Source organism: Salinivibrio sp. IB868 (assembly GCF_001995655.1).
GTDB lineage: Bacteria > Pseudomonadota > Gammaproteobacteria > Enterobacterales > Vibrionaceae > Salinivibrio > Salinivibrio siamensis.
The window spans coordinates 52,369-70,139 of the sequence record NZ_MUEW01000005.1 but is presented as its reverse complement, the minus strand read 5'-3'; the positions used below and the strand labels follow the sequence as shown (position 1 = coordinate 70,139).

At 50.2% G+C, this 17,771-nt stretch carries 16 protein-coding genes and 4 tRNA genes; 10 read left to right on the top strand and 10 right to left on the bottom strand.

Features of this window, described 5'->3' with window-relative positions; all coding sequences use genetic code 11:
• The first annotated feature begins 192 nt into the window (after nucleotides 1–192).
• From BZG20_RS07005 to arsJ, 5 genes are all read left to right on the top strand, one after another.
• Nucleotides 193–528 (top strand): metalloregulator ArsR/SmtB family transcription factor, encoded by a 336-nt coding sequence (locus BZG20_RS07005; protein ID WP_046073638.1) that lies wholly within the window; start codon nucleotides 193–195, stop codon nucleotides 526–528.
• A 64-nt stretch (nucleotides 529–592) separates the two neighbouring features.
• Nucleotides 593–1,654, top strand: a complete 1,062-nt coding sequence (gene arsB / locus BZG20_RS07000; RefSeq protein WP_077578548.1) for an ACR3 family arsenite efflux transporter — start codon at nucleotides 593–595, stop codon at nucleotides 1,652–1,654.
• Between the two features lie 106 nt (nucleotides 1,655–1,760).
• Nucleotides 1,761–2,102 carry a metalloregulator ArsR/SmtB family transcription factor gene (locus BZG20_RS06995; RefSeq protein WP_021024015.1) on the top strand — a complete coding sequence of 114 codons (342 nt, stop codon included), beginning with the start codon at nucleotides 1,761–1,763 and terminating at the stop codon, nucleotides 2,100–2,102.
• An 11-nt stretch (nucleotides 2,103–2,113) separates the two neighbouring features.
• Nucleotides 2,114–3,121: an ArsJ-associated glyceraldehyde-3-phosphate dehydrogenase gene (locus tag BZG20_RS06990; RefSeq protein WP_077578547.1), complete on the top strand. Its 1,008-nt coding sequence runs from the start codon at nucleotides 2,114–2,116 to the stop codon at nucleotides 3,119–3,121.
• 73 nt (nucleotides 3,122–3,194) lie between these two features.
• Nucleotides 3,195–4,418 (top strand): organoarsenical effux MFS transporter ArsJ, encoded by a 1,224-nt coding sequence (arsJ, locus tag BZG20_RS06985; RefSeq protein ID WP_077578636.1) that lies wholly within the window; start codon nucleotides 3,195–3,197, stop codon nucleotides 4,416–4,418.
• 47 nt (nucleotides 4,419–4,465) lie between these two features.
• Here the strand turns inward: arsJ and BZG20_RS06980 are convergent, their stop codons facing one another.
• Nucleotides 4,466–4,819: a DUF4168 domain-containing protein gene (locus BZG20_RS06980; RefSeq protein WP_046073635.1), complete on the bottom strand. Its 354-nt coding sequence runs from the start codon at nucleotides 4,817–4,819 to the stop codon at nucleotides 4,466–4,468.
• A gap of 210 nt (nucleotides 4,820–5,029) precedes the next feature.
• Here BZG20_RS06980 and BZG20_RS06975 point away from each other — a divergent pair, with 210 nt between their 5' ends.
• Complete coding sequence (locus tag BZG20_RS06975) at nucleotides 5,030–6,007, top strand: glutathione S-transferase family protein (RefSeq protein ID WP_077578545.1); 978 nt, start codon at nucleotides 5,030–5,032, stop codon at nucleotides 6,005–6,007.
• A 57-nt stretch (nucleotides 6,008–6,064) separates the two neighbouring features.
• On the opposite strand, the gene BZG20_RS06970 is transcribed toward BZG20_RS06975, so the two are convergent.
• The 4 genes from BZG20_RS06970 to BZG20_RS06955 form a co-directional block, all read right to left on the bottom strand.
• Nucleotides 6,065–6,149 (bottom strand) — tRNA-Tyr (locus BZG20_RS06970).
• A 22-nt stretch (nucleotides 6,150–6,171) separates the two neighbouring features.
• Nucleotides 6,172–6,256, bottom strand: a tRNA-Tyr gene (locus BZG20_RS06965).
• A 21-nt stretch (nucleotides 6,257–6,277) separates the two neighbouring features.
• Nucleotides 6,278–6,362, bottom strand: a tRNA-Tyr gene (locus BZG20_RS06960).
• A 22-nt stretch (nucleotides 6,363–6,384) separates the two neighbouring features.
• Nucleotides 6,385–6,469, bottom strand: a tRNA-Tyr gene (locus BZG20_RS06955).
• 286 nt (nucleotides 6,470–6,755) lie between these two features.
• On the opposite strand from BZG20_RS06955, the gene BZG20_RS06950 reads away from it, so the two are divergent.
• Together BZG20_RS06950 and BZG20_RS06945 are read left to right on the top strand one after the other, a co-directional pair.
• Nucleotides 6,756–7,877 (top strand): efflux RND transporter periplasmic adaptor subunit, encoded by a 1,122-nt coding sequence (locus BZG20_RS06950; RefSeq protein WP_077578544.1) that lies wholly within the window; start codon nucleotides 6,756–6,758, stop codon nucleotides 7,875–7,877.
• Nucleotides 7,877–11,026 (top strand): multidrug efflux RND transporter permease subunit, encoded by a 3,150-nt coding sequence (locus tag BZG20_RS06945; protein WP_077578543.1) that lies wholly within the window; start codon nucleotides 7,877–7,879, stop codon nucleotides 11,024–11,026. Before BZG20_RS06950 ends, BZG20_RS06945 begins: the two co-directional genes overlap by 1 nt.
• An 82-nt stretch (nucleotides 11,027–11,108) precedes the next feature.
• On the opposite strand, the gene queC is transcribed toward BZG20_RS06945, so the two are convergent.
• Both queC and BZG20_RS06935 read right to left on the bottom strand, forming a co-directional pair.
• Entirely contained in the window at nucleotides 11,109–11,804 is a 696-nt protein-coding gene (gene queC / locus BZG20_RS06940) for a 7-cyano-7-deazaguanine synthase QueC (RefSeq protein ID WP_077578542.1), read from the bottom strand.
• A gap of 180 nt (nucleotides 11,805–11,984) precedes the next feature.
• The gene (locus BZG20_RS06935) at nucleotides 11,985–12,416 is read right to left on the bottom strand and encodes a thioesterase family protein (RefSeq protein ID WP_241828641.1); all 432 of its coding nucleotides are present in this window, start codon (nucleotides 12,414–12,416) and stop codon (nucleotides 11,985–11,987) included.
• A 244-nt stretch (nucleotides 12,417–12,660) separates the two neighbouring features.
• On the opposite strand from BZG20_RS06935, the gene dbpA reads away from it, so the two are divergent.
• Nucleotides 12,661–14,043, top strand: a complete 1,383-nt coding sequence (gene dbpA / locus BZG20_RS06930) for an ATP-dependent RNA helicase DbpA (protein WP_108743407.1) — start codon at nucleotides 12,661–12,663, stop codon at nucleotides 14,041–14,043.
• A 123-nt stretch (nucleotides 14,044–14,166) separates the two neighbouring features.
• Nucleotides 14,167–14,661: a DUF1003 domain-containing protein gene (locus tag BZG20_RS06925; RefSeq protein ID WP_077578540.1), complete on the top strand. Its 495-nt coding sequence runs from the start codon at nucleotides 14,167–14,169 to the stop codon at nucleotides 14,659–14,661.
• A gap of 25 nt (nucleotides 14,662–14,686) precedes the next feature.
• Here the strand turns inward: BZG20_RS06925 and BZG20_RS06920 are convergent, their stop codons facing one another.
• Genes BZG20_RS06920 through BZG20_RS06910 form a run of 3 tightly spaced genes read right to left on the bottom strand, consistent with a single transcriptional unit; the run spans nucleotide 14,687 to nucleotide 17,764 of the window.
• Nucleotides 14,687–16,231: a tripartite tricarboxylate transporter permease gene (locus BZG20_RS06920; protein ID WP_077578539.1), complete on the bottom strand. Its 1,545-nt coding sequence runs from the start codon at nucleotides 16,229–16,231 to the stop codon at nucleotides 14,687–14,689.
• Between the two features lie 3 nt (nucleotides 16,232–16,234).
• Complete coding sequence (locus tag BZG20_RS06915; protein WP_241828640.1) at nucleotides 16,235–16,765, bottom strand: tripartite tricarboxylate transporter TctB family protein; 531 nt, start codon at nucleotides 16,763–16,765, stop codon at nucleotides 16,235–16,237.
• 21 nt (nucleotides 16,766–16,786) lie between these two features.
• A complete protein-coding gene (locus BZG20_RS06910; RefSeq protein ID WP_077578537.1) occupies nucleotides 16,787–17,764 on the bottom strand; it encodes a tripartite tricarboxylate transporter substrate-binding protein in 978 nt (325 codons plus the stop codon).
• Nucleotides 17,765–17,771 lie beyond the last annotated feature (7 nt).

Here is a 17,771-nt window from a genome sequence, read left to right as displayed (position 1 = left end):
TTTGATGCTCCGTATCTAGAGCTTTGACCACACTACAGCATTTCTTACGGATGTAAAGGGCTTTTTAGACCGCAACGAGATAGCGATAGTGCTGTGTTTGTCATTCTAGCCACTATTCTACTTGCTGTTTGATTTGACATATGGTTTTTCATATATATGATTTATCGTATATATTGAAAAGAGAAAATGCAGATGTGTCAAACGCTTAGTTTTTACAAGGCTTTATCCGAGCCCACTCGGCTGACCTCTCTATTGTTGCTCTCACAGCATGGTGAGTTATGTGTATGTGATCTGATGGAGGCGTTAGCCCTAAGCCAACCAAAGATTTCTCGGCATTTGGCGGAGCTACGTAAGCACCAATTGGTTGTCGGAGAGCGTCGAGGAAAGTGGGTCTATTATCAGCTTCATCCTGCATTACCCGACTGGATGGTCGGTATTTTGCACACTACCGCTATCAACAACCCTTCACTTCTCTCGCCTTTCACTCCAGTGATGCAGGGAAAAACGGTGTGTGAGGATCATCAATAGTTAACCTCTCGCATCATGATGGGTGCCTGTTATTCAACGTCAGTAATCACCAAGGATTTGTATTATGTCTCAATCTGAAACCTGCGCGCCGTCGGCCGCCCAAAAGATGGGTTGGCTTGATCGGTATTTAACGGTATGGATTTTCCTCGCTATGGCCATAGGGGTCAGCATAGGGTGGATTTATCCAGAAGTGGCGACCCTCAGTGAGCGTTTATCGGTCGGCAGCACCAATGTGCCGCTGGCGATTGGCTTGATCTTAATGATGTATCCGCCACTGGCAAAAGTGAATTATCGTTTATTGGGCTCGGTCACGCGCGACAAAAAAGCCATCACGCTGTCGCTGATCATGAACTGGATCGTGGGTCCCATTCTCATGTTCGCGCTGGCGGTGCTGTTTTTACGTGATGAGCCAGGCTACATGGCAGGAGTGATATTGATTGGTCTTGCCCGTTGTATCGCCATGGTCTTGGTGTGGAACGATATCAGTGGCGGTAACAAAGAGTATGGCGCAGCCCTAGTGGCACTGAATAGTTTATTTCAGATCCTGACTTACAGTGTGATGGCATGGCTCTTTATCACCGTTTTACCCCCCATGCTGGGTCTACAAAGTTTTGTGGTGGATGTCACCATGGGAGACATCGCGCAAAGTGTGCTGATTTACTTGGGTATCCCTTTTTTAGCGGGTTACCTATCACGTGCCGTGTTGGTCGCTAAAAAGGGCGAGCAATGGTACGAAGATGTCTTTCTGCCACGTATCTCACCGATGACGTTAATCGCTTTGTTGGCGACCATTGTGTTGATGTTTAGCCTCAAAGGGGAAGCGATTATTGCGTTGCCGCTTGATGTGCTGCGTATCGCTGTACCGCTAGTGACCTACTTTGTGTTGATGTTCTTTATTAGCTTCTTTGTGGGCAAAAAACTGGGGATCCCCTATGACCGCAACGCGTCAATTGCGTTTACCTCATCCGGTAATAACTTTGAATTGGCGATTGCGGTGGCAATAGCAGTCTTTGGCATTCACTCTGATCAAGCCTTTGCAGGAGTGATTGGGCCGCTGGTGGAAGTGCCGGTGTTGATTGCCTTGGTGAATGTCGCGCTAAGGATGAAGCGGCGTTATACGATTTAATATGAAGCTTTTATGAATTCCGGCCTGTCCCAGTTGCATGCATGCTTGGGTCTATTAATATATGCATATCCATATATGCATTTAGTAAAGCGTTATGAGAGAGCCTATGTTGCCTCACCAGTTTTTCAAATTATTGGCCGATGAAACGCGCGTGCGATGTTTGCTGCTTATTGCCCGTGAAGGGCAGTTATGTGTATGCGAGCTTACCGAAGCGCTAGATACCTCGCAGCCGAAGATCTCACGCCATTTGGCGCAACTGCGGGCCAGTGGTGTGTTGGTTGATACGCGCCAAGGGCAATGGGTGTTTTATCGCTTAGCCGCTGACTTACCCGGTTGGATGCGCAAACAAATTCAGGGGTTAGTTGATTCCAACTGCCTAAAAGACACTTATCAAGAAGATATTACGCGGCTTGCCAAGATGGCGTCTCGCCCTACCTGCTGCGTGTAAAGGAGAGAGCAATGACAATTAAAGTCGGGATTAATGGGTTTGGCCGTATCGGTCGTTTGGCATTACGGGCAGCATTTGATTGGCCAGAGCTCGAGTTTGTGCATATTAACGATGTGGCGGGAGATACCGAAACGCTGGCGCATCTGCTGGAGTTTGATTCGGTGCAAGGGCGCTGGCACCACGCGGTGAGTGCAGAAGGCAACCGCGTGCAGATTAACGGCCAAACACTAACGACAAGCCAAGAAAAAGCGATTGATGCCGTCGATTGGTCAGGCTGCGATGTGGTGATTGAGGCCACAGGAAAACACCGTGACGCGGATTTGCTGCAAAAATACTTGGACAAAGGCGTAAAGCGTGTGGTTGTCTCTGCGCCAGTCAAAGATGAGCGAGTGGCGAATATTGTGGTGGGAGTGAATGACGCGATATTTGATCCCAGCAAACATCGAATCGTTACCGCAGCGTCGTGTACCACGAACTGCTTGGCTCCGATTGTGAAAGTGATCCATGAAAAGCTGGGGATTGCGCAGTCGACCTTCACCACCATTCATGATTTAACCAATACTCAAACGATTTTAGACGCGCCGCATAAAGACTTACGTCGCGCCCGCGCCTGTGGCATGAGTTTGATTCCGACCACCACAGGATCGGCGACAGCCATCGTGGAAATTTTCCCGGATCTAAAAGGCAAGATTAATGGCCATGCGGTGCGTGTGCCACTCGCCAATGCGTCGCTAACGGATGTGATCTTTGACGTGGAAACCGATACCACTGCTGATGAGGTGAACGCCCTGTTGCAAGAGGCCGCGGATGGCGAGCTCAACGGCATTCTTGGCTTTGAGGCGCGTCCTTTAGTCTCGATTGATTACCGTGGCGATCAGCGCTCCACCATTGTCGATGGTTTATCCACCATGGTAGTGGGCAAGCGTATGGTCAAAATCTATGCGTGGTATGACAACGAAATGGGGTATGCCACGCGCACCGCAGAGTTGGTGCGCAACGTCGGCGGCGTTGATCAGTAATCGCTTTTTTATCGGGTAGCGATGCGTGCCCCGTGCCGCATCGCCCTTTTTTGTATGTGAATCGATGACCACTATGTTTGCTCAATTAAGCCAATCCGTGCGCCAGTATATGCTGGTCACTTTTAACTATTGGAATTTTACCATCACCGACGGCGCACTGCGGATGCTGGTGGTGCTGTATTTTTATGAGTTGGGCTACGGCACCTTAGAAATCGCCTCGCTGTTTTTGTTTTACGAATTCTTCGGCGTGGTCACCAACCTTATCGGTGGATGGCTCGGTGCGCGTTTAGGCCTCAATCGCACCATGAATATTGGCCTTGGCATGCAAATTATCGCGCTTGCCATGTTAGCGGTGCCATCCGTTTGGCTCACCATTCCCTGGGTGATGGCAGCTCAAGCCTTGTCTGGGATTGCGAAAGATCTGAATAAAATGAGCGCCAAAAGCGCGATTAAAACCTTGGTGCCTGACAACGCAGAGGGGGCGCTGTTTAAGTGGATTGCGATCTTGACCGGCTCGAAGAATGCACTCAAAGGTGTGGGCTTTTTTGTTGGTGGCGCATTGCTTTCTCTGATTGGCTTTCAGTACGCGGTGGCGGCGATGGCTGGCGTGTTGAGTTTGGTGTTTATCGGCAGTGTGGTGTCGCTCAATGCGGAGTTGGGAAAAGCCAAAAGTAAGCCCAAGTTTTCGGAAATTTTTTCTAAGTCTCGTAGTGTGAATATCCTCTCAGCGGCACGGATGTTCCTTTTCGGCGCGCGAGATGTGTGGTTTGTGGTGGCCTTGCCAATTTATCTCGGCACCACATTTGGTTGGAGCCACAGTGCGGTGGGCGGCTTTCTTGCGCTATGGGTGATCGCTTACGGCATGGTGCAAGGCATTGCGCCGAAAATCACTGGGCGCCAATCTGGCCATTCACCGGGTGGTAAGGCGGCTCTCGGTTGGGCATGTTTACTGGCGATGGTGACGGGTGTCATTGCTTATGCAATTGGCGAACAGTGGCATCCGCAAGGGGTGATTATCGTTGGACTCATGGTGTTTGGGGCGATCTTTGCGATTAACTCTTCACTGCATTCCTACTTGATTGTCAGCTACGCCAAAGGCGATGGTGTGTCGCTGGATGTGGGATTTTATTATATGGCGAATGCCATGGGACGCTTAATTGGTACTGTGTTATCCGGTTGGGTGTTCCAAGTATGGGGACTCGCCGCGTGTCTTTGGGTGTCTTTCGCATTTCTAGTTCTAACTACTGTGATTTCGCTAGGGCTACCCAGCACGGCTGTCTCGACAGACCAAGCTTAAATAAACAGGGGTAGCATGGATATGCTTACCCCTGTTTCAAACTACGTTTACTCGTTGAGCATATTGCTGATTTTCTTCTGCAGCTCTTTATCTTCACGTGCTTGACGAAAAACAGCGTTATATTCTTCTATCGTCAGGCCCGTTGCCTCAATCGCTTGCGCCATTTCTTTTTGCGTCTCCGCCATTAGCGCTTTCGCCTTTTCTTCACTGCGAATGCTCTCAAGCTTGCTTTTGTAATCTTTTGAGATTGAAACCACCTGTTCAGCGGCCTCTGCGTAGCTGCTTACCACTTGGTCGGTCAGCTGATCCGCTGACAGTTCGTTTGTTTCGTTGGCAGCGAAACTTGGCAGACTGGCTGCAACAACAAACGCAAAAGATAGGGTCGCTAGTAAACGTTTCATCAATACTCTCCTTTTATTCATCACGGTCACCCTAAAAGAGATGGAGAGTGATGGTCAAACGCGAACAAGCAATCAGACAAATTCTCACAAGACCATGACATTGTTGATAGTGTAAGGGTTGTTCAGCTTTTTCGAATAACTCCAACAAGTTGCTCTGCCGACTTTCCTTAGCGCGCTTCTTATACTGCTGATAGTAAAAAAGGAGGACATATGGGAAAACTGATAGACGGTATTTGGCATGATGTATGGTATGACACCAAGTCGTCGGGTGGTCGATTTGTCCGTGAAGACGCGGGCTTTCGTCATTGGGTGACCGCTGATGGCCAAGCTGGACCAAGTGGCGATGCGGGCTTTAGCGCTGAATCAGGCCGCTATCATCTGTATGTTTCTCTTGCTTGTCCATGGGCACATCGCACCCTGATTATGCGCCATTTAAAAGGACTTGAGCCTCATATAGCGGTTACGGTCGTCGCGCCTGAGATGCTAGAACATGGCTGGACGTTTTCTGAGCCAGAGCCGCTGTATGGATACGACTATGCCCATCAGCTCTATACCCACGCGAAGCCTGATTACACCGGTCGAGTCACCGTTCCGATTTTATGGGATAAGCAAACTCAGACGATTGTCAGTAATGAATCCGCTGACATTATTCGAATGTTTAATTCGGCGTTTAATGGTATGACGGGCAATCATGACGATTATTACCCAGACAACCTGCGTGCGGCGATTGATCAGTGGAACGAGTTTGTTTACCCCAATGTGAATAATGGCGTGTATAAATGTGGCTTTGCCACCGAACAAGAGGCTTATGAAGAAGCCTTTGATCAGTTATTCACTGCATTGACGGTGTTGGATGATCATTTAAGTCGCAATCGTTATCTTGCCGGAAATCAGATTACTGAAGCAGACTGGCGGCTGTTCACCACGTTAATTCGCTTTGACCCCGTCTACGTGGGCCATTTTAAGTGTAACAAGCAACGTATTGCCGATTACTGCAATTTATTCTGTTACATGAAAGAGTTATTCCAAGTGCCAGGCGTGGCAGAGACAGTCGATATGCACCATATCAAAACCCATTATTATTACAGCCACGGCAACATTAACCCGACGCGCATTGTGCCGAAAGGACCAGAGCAAGACTTGTGGTCACCGCATGGCCGCGCATCACTCGCATCTCACGCGGAATGATGAAGTTATCACCGCAAAAGCAACGAAAAAGGGCCAGCAAATGCTGGCCCTTAAAGATGGTGGTGGAGGAAGGATTCGAACCTTCGAAGGCTGAGCCGTCAGATTTACAGTCTGATCCCTTTGACCGCTCGGGAACTCCACCATGGAGTCTTGCTTTGTAAAAGTGGTGGTGGAGGAAGGATTCGAACCTTCGAAGGCTGAGCCGTCAGATTTACAGTCTGATCCCTTTGACCGCTCGGGAACTCCACCACGGAGTCTTGCTTTATAAAATGGTGGTGGAGGAAGGATTCGAACCTTCGAAGGCTGAGCCGTCAGATTTACAGTCTGATCCCTTTGACCGCTCGGGAACTCCACCACGGAGTCTTGCTTTGTAAAATTGGTGGTGGAGGAAGGATTCGAACCTTCGAAGGCTGAGCCGTCAGATTTACAGTCTGATCCCTTTGACCGCTCGGGAACTCCACCACGGGAACGAGGCGAATCTTACCAAACCGACTGGAGCTGTAAAGGGTTTTCTCTGTCCCGATTAGTGGTTGGTGCTTTTTTCAGCGTCTTGCGTGCGAAAAACGGTGTAAGTGAGCTTTTTTGATGTTTTTTGAAACCTGGCTGTCCTTACACAGTCTTACCTCTGTCTCGCTTTATCGCACAATCCTATGTAATAACGATAAAAAACAGTGTCTTTACAATTCTTTAAGGACAAAAACATGCAGATCAGTACACTGGTGCTATCCAACATATAAGGTACATGGCAATGAAAAAGTGGATGCTATTGGGCGTCGTGGTATTGGCGGGCGTCGCGTTCTGGAAGTGGGGCGATATCCAGCCCTCGAGCGAGGAGGCCTCTGCGCCACCACCGGGGGCACGATCTGTGGATGTGATGACGGCACAAGTGGAAACCAAACCGGTTGCGCCGTCGTTGTCATTGGTGGGCAATGTTAAAGCCCATCAGCAGATTGATATTGAGTCAGAAGTCTCGGCGCGCATTGAAACTGTGCATGTAAAACCGGGCGAGACGGTTGAAAAAGGGGCGCCTTTGGTGACCTTTAATCGCGCCAAAGCCCAAGCGGCGGTGTTGGAAGCGTCGGCTTATCTCAATGATGAGCAGCGCAAGCTAAAGGAGTACACCAAGCTGGCGCAACGTGGTGCCTTAACACAAACCGAGTTGGATGCGCAGCAAGCCAGTGTCAATATTGCCAAGGCCCGTTTGCAATCGGCGCAATCTGATTTAGATGATCATCGTTTAATCGCGCCTTTTTCCGGTCGCATTGGTTTGTTTGATTTAAGCGTCGGCCAGCGCGTGGATGTGGGCGAAACGCTTTTTAGTCTCGACAACCTGTCACGCATGAACCTTGATATTCAGGTGCCAGAGCAATACGTCGGACTGCTTTATCCCAATATGCCAGTGGCGGTCACGTCGCAAGCGTATCCCGATGATGCCTTTACCGGCACGGTGAGCGTGGTGGACTCTCGGGTGGATAAAGACGCGCTATCAGTCAGTGTTCGTGTGGCGCTGGATAACCCTGAACGCCAATTGCAGCCCGGCATGCTGATGGAGGCGAAACTGACCTTGCCGGAGCAGCAAGCGGTGATTGTGCCTGTGCAAGCTCTGCAGTATTCCGGTACGCGTCGCTATGTCTTCCGCGTTGATGACGAAGGCATTGCCCATCGTACTGAAATTACCCTTGGTGCGCGGATTGATAACCAAGTGGTGGTGAGTAAAGGACTTGAACCCGGTCAGCACATTGTGGTGCAAGGTTTGGTGAATATGCGCGATGGGGCGCAAGTGTCTGTATTAAATGCGGAAGCACCGAAAAATCCAGAAGATGACCAAAGCCGTATCGATGATACCGTGTCTGAGACGGAGGCCAGCTAATGTGGTTGTCTGATGTCTCAGTGAAACGGCCAGTGATGGCGATCGTATTGAGCTTGTTGTTATGTGTCTTTGGCGCGGTTTCTTTCTCGACCTTGTCCGTGCGTGAGATGCCTGATATCGATAGCCCGGTGGTGAGTATTTACACCGGCTATTCTGGCGCCTCGGCCAGCATTATGGAAAGCCAAGTCACGCAGTTGATTGAGGATGAGCTTTCCGGCATTAGCGGCATTGAAGAGATCACCTCGGTCAGCCGCAATGGCTCATCACGGATCACGGTGGAATTTAAACTCGATCACCCTCTGACCGAGGGGGTGAGTGATGTGCGTGATGCCGTGGCGCGCGCGCAAGGGGGACTGCCTGATGATGCCAACGATCCGATTGTGTACAAAGACAACGGCACTGGCGAAGCGGCGGTTTATATCAACTTGGCCTCGTCAGAGATGGACCGCAACCAACTGACGGAATACGCCCAACGTACGCTGGAAGATAGATTCAGCTTGATCTCTGGGGTGAGCTCGGTCGATTTATACGGCGCGCTGTATAAAGTGATGTATGTGAAGCTGGATCCCACCCAAATGGCGGGGCACGGTGTCACCACCCAAGATATTCTTGATGCATTGCGGGATGAAAACTTAGAAAGCCCGGGCGGGGAAATCCGCAATGACGTGATGACCATGCCAGTGCGTAGCGATCGTTTATATCGTGACGCAGAGGATTTTAAACAACTGGTGGTACGCACCACGGCGAATGGCACCGCGATTTATTTGTCGGATGTGGCGGAGGTGGCCATTGGCTCACGGAACGAAGATGCCACCTATAAAAACAATGGTATCAATAATTTAAGTTTGGCGCTGATCCCACAATCCGATGCCAATCCGCTCGATATTTCTGACCGCGCTCATAAGCTTGTCGATGAGATGCAGACCTTCCTGCCCGAAGGTACGCGTCTTTGGGTGGATTACGATACTACGGTATTTATTGAGCGCTCGATTGAGGAAGTGTATAGCACCCTCTTTATCACTGGGGCGCTGGTGGTATTAGTCCTGTATATCTTTATCGGCCAAGCGCGCGCCACCTTGATCCCAGCAGTGACTGTGCCGGTATCCTTGATATCCGCCTTTATCGTTGCCTCAGCGATGGGCTTTTCGATTAACTTGCTGACCTTAATGGCGCTTATTCTCGCGATAGGCCTCGTGGTGGATGATGCCATTGTGGTGGTCGAAAATATCTTCCACCACTTACAACAAGGCGATAAACCCTTGGTGGCCGCTTACCGTGGCGCACGGGAGGTGGGTTTTGCAGTGATCGCCACCACCGCAGTGTTGGTGATGGTGTTCCTCCCCATTACCTACATGGATGGCATGATTGGTAAGTTGTTCACCGAGTTTGCAGTGATGCTCGCCGTCACCGTGCTCTGTTCGTCCTTAATAGCGTTGACGCTTACGCCGGTGCTTGGCAGTAAACTGCTGCGCTTAAATGTGGCATCTAGTCCTGTGAACCGCGTGATCACCCGTGGGTTTGATGTGCTTGAAAGTTACTATCGCCGAGTATTGGCACATGTCCTGCGTTGGCGTTGGATTGCGCCTGTGGTTATCTTGCTCTGTATTGGCGGCAGTGGCGTGCTGATGCAACACTTACCGTCGCAATTAGTGCCACAAGAAGATCGCGGGGTGCTGCTGGCGTTTGTCCGTGGTGCGGAAGGCACGGCGTACAACCGTATGGTGGGCAATATCGAGCAAATTGAGCAGCGCTTAATGCCCTTGGTCGAGGCGGGGACCCTGAGCTCGGTCAGCTTACAAACGCCAGCGTTTGGTGGTCGGGCCGGCGATCAAACGGGCTTCGTGATCATGCTATTGCCGGATTGGGATGAGCGCGACCGCTCCGCACAAGATATCTTGGCGGAAGTCCGGCAGGTGTTAAATGGTGTGCCAGATGTGCAAGTGTTCCCGTTTGCGCCTGGTTTTGGGGGTGGCAGTTCAGAGCCCGTGCAATTTGTGTTAAGTGGTCCAGACTATCCTGAGCTTCACCGCTGGGCGGAGAAATTGGGCGAAATGGGCCGCGAGGCGGCCATGATTGACAGCCCCGATTATGACTACAACCAAAATACCCCTGAGCTAGTGGTCAAAGTAGATCGTCGTCGCGCCGCTGAACTTGGGATTTCGGTGCGGGATGTCTCCGATACTTTAGAGGTGATGCTCGGTGGCCGGGCCCAGACCAGCTATGTGGATCGCGGTGAAGAATACGATGTGTATGTACGCGGCGATGAACAGGCCTTTAGTAGCAAAGGGGATCTTACCCGTATTTATATGCGTAGCCGCAGCGGCAAGTTGGTTTCGCTGGATGCAGTGACCACGGTGGAAGAAACAGCGTCCGCGCAGCGTTTAAGCCATACCAACAAGCAAAAGTCGATCACCTTATCGGCGCATTTAGGCGAGGATGTGACACTGGGTCAAGCGCTTGATTATCTCGATCAAATCGCGGCTGAGAACTTGCCGGCCGATATCTCGGTGGGCTATTCAGGGGAGTCGAAAGATTTTCGTGACAACCAAACCAGTGTGCTGGTGGTGTTCGGTTTAGCGCTCTTGGTTTCGTACTTGGTGTTAGCGGCGCAATTTGAAAGCTTTATCAACCCCTTGGTGGTGATGTTGACGGTGCCCATGGGGATGCTAGGCGGCTTTTTAGGCCTGTGGCTGACCAACCAAGGGATCAATATCTACAGCCAAATTGGTTTGATTATGCTGATTGGGATGGTGACCAAAAACGGTATTTTGATCGTGGAGTTTGCCAACCAATTGCGTGACCGTGGCATTGCATTTGATAAAGCGATTATCGATGCGTCAGTCCGTCGCTTGCGACCGATTTTGATGACGGCGTTTACCACCTTGGCAGGGATGATCCCACTGATCCTCTCCACTGGCGCGGGGGCGGAAAGTCGTATCGCGGTTGGGACGGTGATCTTCACCGGCATGGCCTTTGCGACCTTTGTCACCTTGCTGGTGATCCCGGCGATGTATCGCTTGCTCTCCGTTCATACTCACTCGCCTGAGTATGTGGCGCAGCAATTGCACAAAGCGCTCGCGGTGGAAACTGTGCATCGGGCTAGTCATGGTGAGTTTGATACCCATCCGCATGATGAGCCGCATAAATAACTGCTGTTGTATTCTCGATACAAAAACCGCCTCATTGCGAGGCGGTTTTTTATTTCTTGTCGCTGCCTGTGAGTGCCCGCTATTAGGCGTTTTCGGCTTGTTTGCGTTGTAGTGCGGCTTGCACGTCCGCTTGGTTGGCGAGGTAGTCATCTAAGCCACGCTGACGCAAGTGACAGGCTGGACACTCGCCACAGCCAGTGCCTTTAATGCCGTTATAACAGGTTAGGGTGTGGTCGCGTACAAAATCGAGGGCATGATACTGGTCGGCCAGTGCCCAGGTCTCAGCTTTATTCAGCCACATCAATGGTGTGACTAAGGCGAGTTTTCTGTCCATGCCTTGCTCAAGGGCTTGCTGCATCGATTGAATAAAATCATTGCGACAATCAGGGTAGCCAGAAAAGTCAGTTTCGCAGACACCGGTGATCACCGCCTCAGCGCCAATTTGATAGGCGTAAATGCCTGCCAAAGTCAAAAACAAGATATTACGACCCGGCACAAAGGAATTGGGCAGGCCGTTTTCGTTCAGTGCATTGGAAACGGGAATGTTGTCGCGTGTGAGCGAGCTAATCGCCAATTCATTGAGCAAACCAGCATCCAGTACCTTGTGCGCACTGACGTTGCGGTTTGCAGCAATCTCACGGGCAACGTCAATTTCTTGCTTGTGGCGCTGGTTATAGTCGAACGTGAGGCAATGCACTTCGTCGTACTCTGCCTGCGCTTGAATCAAACAGGTGGTTGAATCCTGTCCTCCGCTAAATACCACAACGGCTTTTTTCATCGGTTTGTCCTTTGGCGGTGCTACTTACCCAGTGTTACACAGAGCACGGATGGTACCCCTGTGTGGTATCGACAGCAAGCCAGAAGCTCTTGAGTCATCATGATGCCAAAGAACAAATGTCCAAATGGATCAACGGCTGACTGCGCGTCAGGCAACGCGCAGTGCTTGTCTCTATGCTTACTATTTCGCCACAAAGGCTTTTAACCCTTCGAGCGTCTCGGCTGGGATAGGGCAGCTTTTACCGGTTTTAAAATCGCAATAGACAATCAAGGCCTCGCCCTCGGCCACACAGCGTTCTTGATTGTGACTGTAGATTTCATACTTCATCGCATAGCGCTTTTCTTGAATATTCTCGACCCAAGCCACGGTGGTGATGGTATCTGGATACACCAAAGGGGCGCGATAATCGCAGCGGGTTGAGGCGACCACGGGGCCTAAGTGCAGCCGTTTGGCTAGCTCGAATACTTCCAGTTTTTCAAGCATCACCACACGTACATCTTCAAAGTAGCGAAAGTACACGGTGTTATTGATGTGTTGCAGGGCATCCATGTCGTTCCAGACAATCGCCTGCGTATGAGAGAGCGGGTAGTTTTCTACTGGGATATTTGCCACAAGACAATCCTCCTTAATTGTGTGCCTTGATTGCACACCAAGCACAATGACAAGACAAGCCGCGTAAAGGTAAATACGGAGCTTGGTCTAACAATGACGCAACAAAACACATGAGGCGACAAAGCGATTATCAAGTGTGTGGCGCTAATTGGTTAATGTGGCAGCAATCAGACTCTGGTATGATACGCCCCCTTTTTGGCCGTGCTTGGGCGCGGCATGATTTACTTTTGCTGTGGATACGACTTTGATTGATACCGCTTTTTCCTCGCTCGCGTTACCTGCTGATTTACTCGATAACTTGGCAACCTTGGGTTATACGCAGATGACGCCCATTCAGGCGCAGAGTTTACCGTCTGTGCTCAGTGGCAAAGACATTATTGCCCAAGCTAAAACTGGCTCGGGGAAAACGGCGGCATTTAGCTTAGGTGTGTTAGCCAAACTGAACGTGAAACGCTTTCGCGTGCAATCTTTGGTGTTGTGCCCAACCCGTGAGCTGGCCGAGCAAGTGGCGGTTGAGATGCGTAAGTTGGCGCGTGGTCGCCATAATGTCAAAGTGCTGACGCTGTGTGGCGGTGTATCGATTGGCCCACAAATTGGCTCATTGGAGCATGGTGCACACATTATTGTTGGCACTCCAGGGCGTGTGGATGACCATTTACGCAAAGGCACCTTGCGCCTTGATGATGTTGAGACCTTGGTGTTGGATGAAGCCGATCAGATGCTGGATATGGGCTTCCAAGATACCTTGGATGCCATCATTGCGCGTGTTCCTGCTCATCGCCAAACCTTGTTATTTAGCGCCACTTTCCCGCGTTCGATCAATGCGATTGCCCAGCGAGTGCTGAGCCACCCTGTCTCCGTTAAAGTGGATGAGGTGCAAACGCAAAGTACAATCACGCAACACGTTTATAAAGTCGATGACAACAAGCAGCGTTACCAAGCGTTAAAGCTACTGTTATTACATTTTCAGCCGCAAAGTTGTGTGGTGTTCTGTACGACCAAAGCTCAAACACAACAAGTTTGCGATAACCTAGAAGATGATGGTTTTAGCGCCGTTGCCTTGCATGGCGATATTGAACAGCGTGGCCGTGAGCGCACCTTGGTAAAATTTGCCAACAAAAGTGCGTCCGTGCTGGTGGCCACTGATGTGGCTGCGCGAGGCTTAGACATTGATGACATGGATATGGTGATCAACTATCAACTCGCCCACGATCCGCAAACTCATGTACACCGTGTCGGCCGTACCGGTCGCGCTGGCAAAAAAGGGGTGGCGTGTTCGCTATATAACGATGCCGAGCACTATAAGCTGGCGATGATTGGCGATCAATATGATCGTGATTTTCTCCCCGAAGCCCTGCCGTCGCAGCATTTGCTCGACACTGCGCCTTACCAGCCTGAGATGGCAACCTTGATGATTGACTCGGGTAAAAAGCAAAAAGTACGCGCGGGTGATATTTTAGGTGCGCTGACTGGCCAAGCGGGCATTGATGGTAAGCAGGTCGGCAAAATTAATGTACTCGACAATGTGGCGTTTATTGCCGTGTCACAATCTTGCGTTAAAGCCGCATTACGTAAACTCAATGATGGAAAAGTTAAAGGTCGCACTATTCGTGCCCGCCGGATTTAGTTTGCATGATAAAGGATACTCTGTTTGCTAAGCCTCTAAGTTAATCTACTCTATTTCAATGGCTTAATGATAAAGTCTGCACGATACCTTGTTGGTGTCGTGCACGTTAGCATGGAGTGACAGATGAAAAAGTATTTTGAGAACTTAGCCAAAGCCTTGCTCGGCCAGCCGTTTGGTAGTCTTAGCTCGGGAGAAAAGAAAGTTATTGAGAGTATTGCTAACAACACGTCTGTCTCTGAGAACGTCAACAAGTCCTTTCATGAAAGCCTGACCACCGGGCAAATGGTGGCGGATAAAATTGCCTCATTTGGCGGTTCTTGGTCATTTATCGGGCTTTTCTTCGCATTCATCATTGGCTGGATTGTCGTGAATACGGTTTGGTTAGTGGGAGACGCATCATTCGATCCCTATCCCTTTATTTTACTGAACCTTGGGTTATCTAGTCTGGCGGCTTTCCAAGCACCGATCATCATGATGTCGCAAAACCGCCAAGCGGCAAAAGACAGGATGGAGCAAAAAGCCACCTACGAGATCAATCTAAAACTCGAGCTTGAACTAATGCGCCTGCACGACAAGTTTGATGCCCTGCAGACGCGGATAGATAAAGATACGGACTAGCGTATTAATACTTTTGTGCGTTTTATCAATCTGTCGCGTGCTCGGTCGCTTGGGTTGAACTGCTTTTCTTACCTCGTTTTTTATCCCAGACGGCGATAAAGCCAGGCAGTAACAAAGCGAGTACCGCTAACAGCATGATGGTAAGTGTTAGTGGCCTTTCCCATAGGAATGCATAGCTACCATCCGTCAGTGTCAGTGTACGGCTAAGATTTTTCTCCAATATATCGCCTAGAATAAACCCTAAAAGCATGGGAGCCATTGGAAAGTCTAGCAGTTTCAAAAAGGTGGCGATGATGGTGATGACGACCATCATTTGGATATCGAAGGCATTAAAACTGACCAGATAAACGCCCGTGATGGAGAAAAACAATATCAATGGGATTAAAATGGGGCGTGGGATCACCAACAGACGAGAGATGTAAGGGATCAGCGGTAGGTTGAGAATTAACAAAACCAGATTACCGAAGTACATCGAGATAATCACGGACCAGAACACATCAGGATTGTCGATAAAAAGGCGTGGACCGGGTTGAATGCCATAAGCGATTAGTGCCCCGAGCATAATGGCGGTCGTGCCAGAGCCCGGAATACCAAGCGTAAGTAGAGGAACAAAGGATCCTGTCGAGGCGGCATTGTTAGCAGACTCTGGGGCGGCAAGCCCACGCAACGCTCCGCGCCCAAATCTTTCTTTAAGTGCCTTAGGCGCAAAGTTTCTTTCCATGCCATAGCTTAAAAAGGCGGCGATCGTTGCGCCTGCGCCGGGTAATACGCCAACAAGAAAGCCAAAAAATGATGAGCGACCGACGGTCGGGGCGACGTGTTTTATTTCTTCTTTGCTTAGCTTCATGCTGCCGAGTGAGGTCATATCGATCTGCGCGTCTTTTTCTTTGTGCTCCCCCCTCAGCACTGTCATCACAACTTCCGTTAATGCAAAGGTTGCCATTGCTAGTAATAAGAAGCTGATACCATCAATTAAATCGACATTTCCAAAGGTAAATCGTGGGCTGCCTGACATCACATCAATGCCAACTGTCGCGATCATCAGGCCAAAGACAGTCATCATCATGGCTTTAAGCACGCGCCCTTTACCGGAAAATGCAGCCACAGCCGTGAGTCCCAGCACCATAAGTGCAAAGTAGTCACTGGATTGAAAACTCAAAGATACTTTTGCTAGCGCAGGCGCGGCAAAGAGTAAGATGATGGCGCCGATCGTGCCACCGGTGAAAGAGGAATAGGCGGCAAGCGCCAAGGCTTTTCCAGCTTGTTTTTGTTGCGCCAATGGATAACCGTCAAACGCGGTCACAACGGTACTGGCACATCCCGGAGCGTTGATAAGAATGGAGGAAGTCGATCCGCCAAAAACGGCACCGTAGTAAACGCCAGCCATCAGAATAATACCCGATGATGGGTCGAGCCCGTATGTGATCGGGATCATTAGGGCAATCGCTGAAATGGGGCCGAGTCCGGGTAACATCCCTATAAAGGTGCCGGCAAAGCAGCCAACAATTACCATGAGTAAGTTGAAGGGCATGATAGCAGTACCAAGCCCAGACATAATTCCATCAAACATCGCTTACCCTCCTTGTGCTAGGCGAAAAAGTTGACCAGGAGCTAGATAGATATCGAGCATTTGGGTCAATAAAAACCAGAAGCTGATAGCAAAAGGGACTGAGGCCAAGAGAATAACTTTGGGGCGCCGCTCACCAAGCAACCAATAACCGCCAGCAAGAAACAGCGCGGTGGATACCAAAAAACCGACCCATTTCAGTGCAAGCGAAAACGCGACCATCAATAATAAAAGTTTGCCCATAAGCCAAAAATCGTAGCCGGCTAATGAAAGCGTTGAGTGTCGACTTTTTGTGGCGGTGAGCAACTGTAGTAGCGCGAGCACACTCCCTAATACGGCTAGAAAGTTGGGGAGGGTGCGGGCATGAAAGGGCTGAAACTCATCGCCAGGAATAAGCGCTATTTGATTAGCGTAATAACCGTAAGCAAGCGAAAAGCTCAGAAATATTAGGCCGCCGATATGGTCTTTGGTTATCGTCATTGGAGCTCCCTCTCTAGATGAACCAATAAAATGGAGAAGCAGCGCGCCAAGAAGCATGGCGACGCTGCGGTAAGGCGATTACATGAAACCAAGCTCAGTCATCAAGGCGCCGATTTCTTTTTCTTGTTGTTCAAGAAAGTGCATGAATTCGTCGCCAGGCTTATAGATTTCGGTCCAGCCGTATCGATCGCGCACGGATTTCCATTCAGGTGTGTCATACATCTCACCCAGTACTTGTGCATACTCTTTCGCACGTGCTTGACTGATTTCTGGGGAGCCAAAAAAGCCACGCCAGTTGACAAACGTCGCGTCGTAGCCCAGCTCTTTGAGGGTAGGCACATTGGGTGCAACGGGAGAGCGCTCTTCCCCTGTCATCGCGAGGATACGAACTTCACCTGCTGCTGCAAGCGTCAACGCTTCACTTAAACCGGTTGAGAGCACCTGAGTTTCGCCTGATAGCAACCCTGCCATGGCTTTACCTCCGGCATCGTAGGCGAGGTATTTGACTTGTCGTGGGTCGCCGCCACCTGCTTTAAATGCGAGCGCTGCCACTAAATGATCCATACTGCCGCGCGCTGACCCACCGGCAACAGAAACGGAACGAGGATCGTTGTTGTATTGCTCCACAAGATCGGTAAAGCTTTGGTATTTTGAGTCTTTGGGTACAACGAACGCAGCATAATCACCAATAGTGGCCGCTACTGGGGTCAAATCACGAAACGATTGCGGAAAAACTTTGGCAAGAGAGCGGATCACAATCGGTGTGGAGTTAACCATTAACGTGTCGGTAGATTGCTCAGCGGTTTGGATCAGGTACGCAATGGCCTTACCTCCGCCACCGCCGGACATGTTCTCGTACGAAACCTGTTCGACAAGCTCAGATTTAGAAAGTACTTCCCCGACGCCACGTGCTGTGCTGTCCCAACCACCACCCGCGCCGCCTGGTACTAGAAAATGAATGTTGTCGACGCTCGCTTGGACGTTAATGCTTAGCGCGGCTGCTATCACACCTGCGACGATGGCTGTTGATTTACCTTTTCGATATTGCTTGAACATTGTGCTT

Excerpts from the sequence above, each read along its gene's own strand:
- BZG20_RS06990 (WP_077578547.1), top strand. The coding sequence starts at position 2,114 with ATGACAATTAAAGTCGGGATTAATGGGTTTGGCCGTATCGGTCGTTTG.
- BZG20_RS06980 (WP_046073635.1), bottom strand. The coding sequence starts at position 4,819 with ATGAAACGTTTACTAGCGACCCTATCTTTTGCGTTTGTTGTTGCAGCC.
- arsJ (WP_077578636.1), top strand. The coding sequence starts at position 3,195 with ATGTTTGCTCAATTAAGCCAATCCGTGCGCCAGTATATGCTGGTCACT.
- queC (WP_077578542.1), bottom strand. The coding sequence starts at position 11,804 with ATGAAAAAAGCCGTTGTGGTATTTAGCGGAGGACAGGATTCAACCACC.
- BZG20_RS06945 (WP_077578543.1), top strand. The coding sequence starts at position 7,877 with ATGTGGTTGTCTGATGTCTCAGTGAAACGGCCAGTGATGGCGATCGTA.
- BZG20_RS06950 (WP_077578544.1), top strand. The coding sequence starts at position 6,756 with ATGAAAAAGTGGATGCTATTGGGCGTCGTGGTATTGGCGGGCGTCGCG.
- BZG20_RS06995 (WP_021024015.1), top strand. The coding sequence starts at position 1,761 with ATGTTGCCTCACCAGTTTTTCAAATTATTGGCCGATGAAACGCGCGTG.
- BZG20_RS06975 (WP_077578545.1), top strand. The coding sequence starts at position 5,030 with ATGGGAAAACTGATAGACGGTATTTGGCATGATGTATGGTATGACACC.
- BZG20_RS06910 (WP_077578537.1), bottom strand. The coding sequence starts at position 17,764 with ATGTTCAAGCAATATCGAAAAGGTAAATCAACAGCCATCGTCGCAGGT.
- BZG20_RS06925 (WP_077578540.1), top strand. The coding sequence starts at position 14,167 with ATGAAAAAGTATTTTGAGAACTTAGCCAAAGCCTTGCTCGGCCAGCCG.
- BZG20_RS06920 (WP_077578539.1), bottom strand. The coding sequence starts at position 16,231 with ATGTTTGATGGAATTATGTCTGGGCTTGGTACTGCTATCATGCCCTTC.
- arsB (WP_077578548.1), top strand. The coding sequence starts at position 593 with ATGTCTCAATCTGAAACCTGCGCGCCGTCGGCCGCCCAAAAGATGGGT.
- BZG20_RS06915 (WP_241828640.1), bottom strand. The coding sequence starts at position 16,765 with ATGCTTCTTGGCGCGCTGCTTCTCCATTTTATTGGTTCATCTAGAGAG.
- BZG20_RS07005 (WP_046073638.1), top strand. The coding sequence starts at position 193 with ATGTGTCAAACGCTTAGTTTTTACAAGGCTTTATCCGAGCCCACTCGG.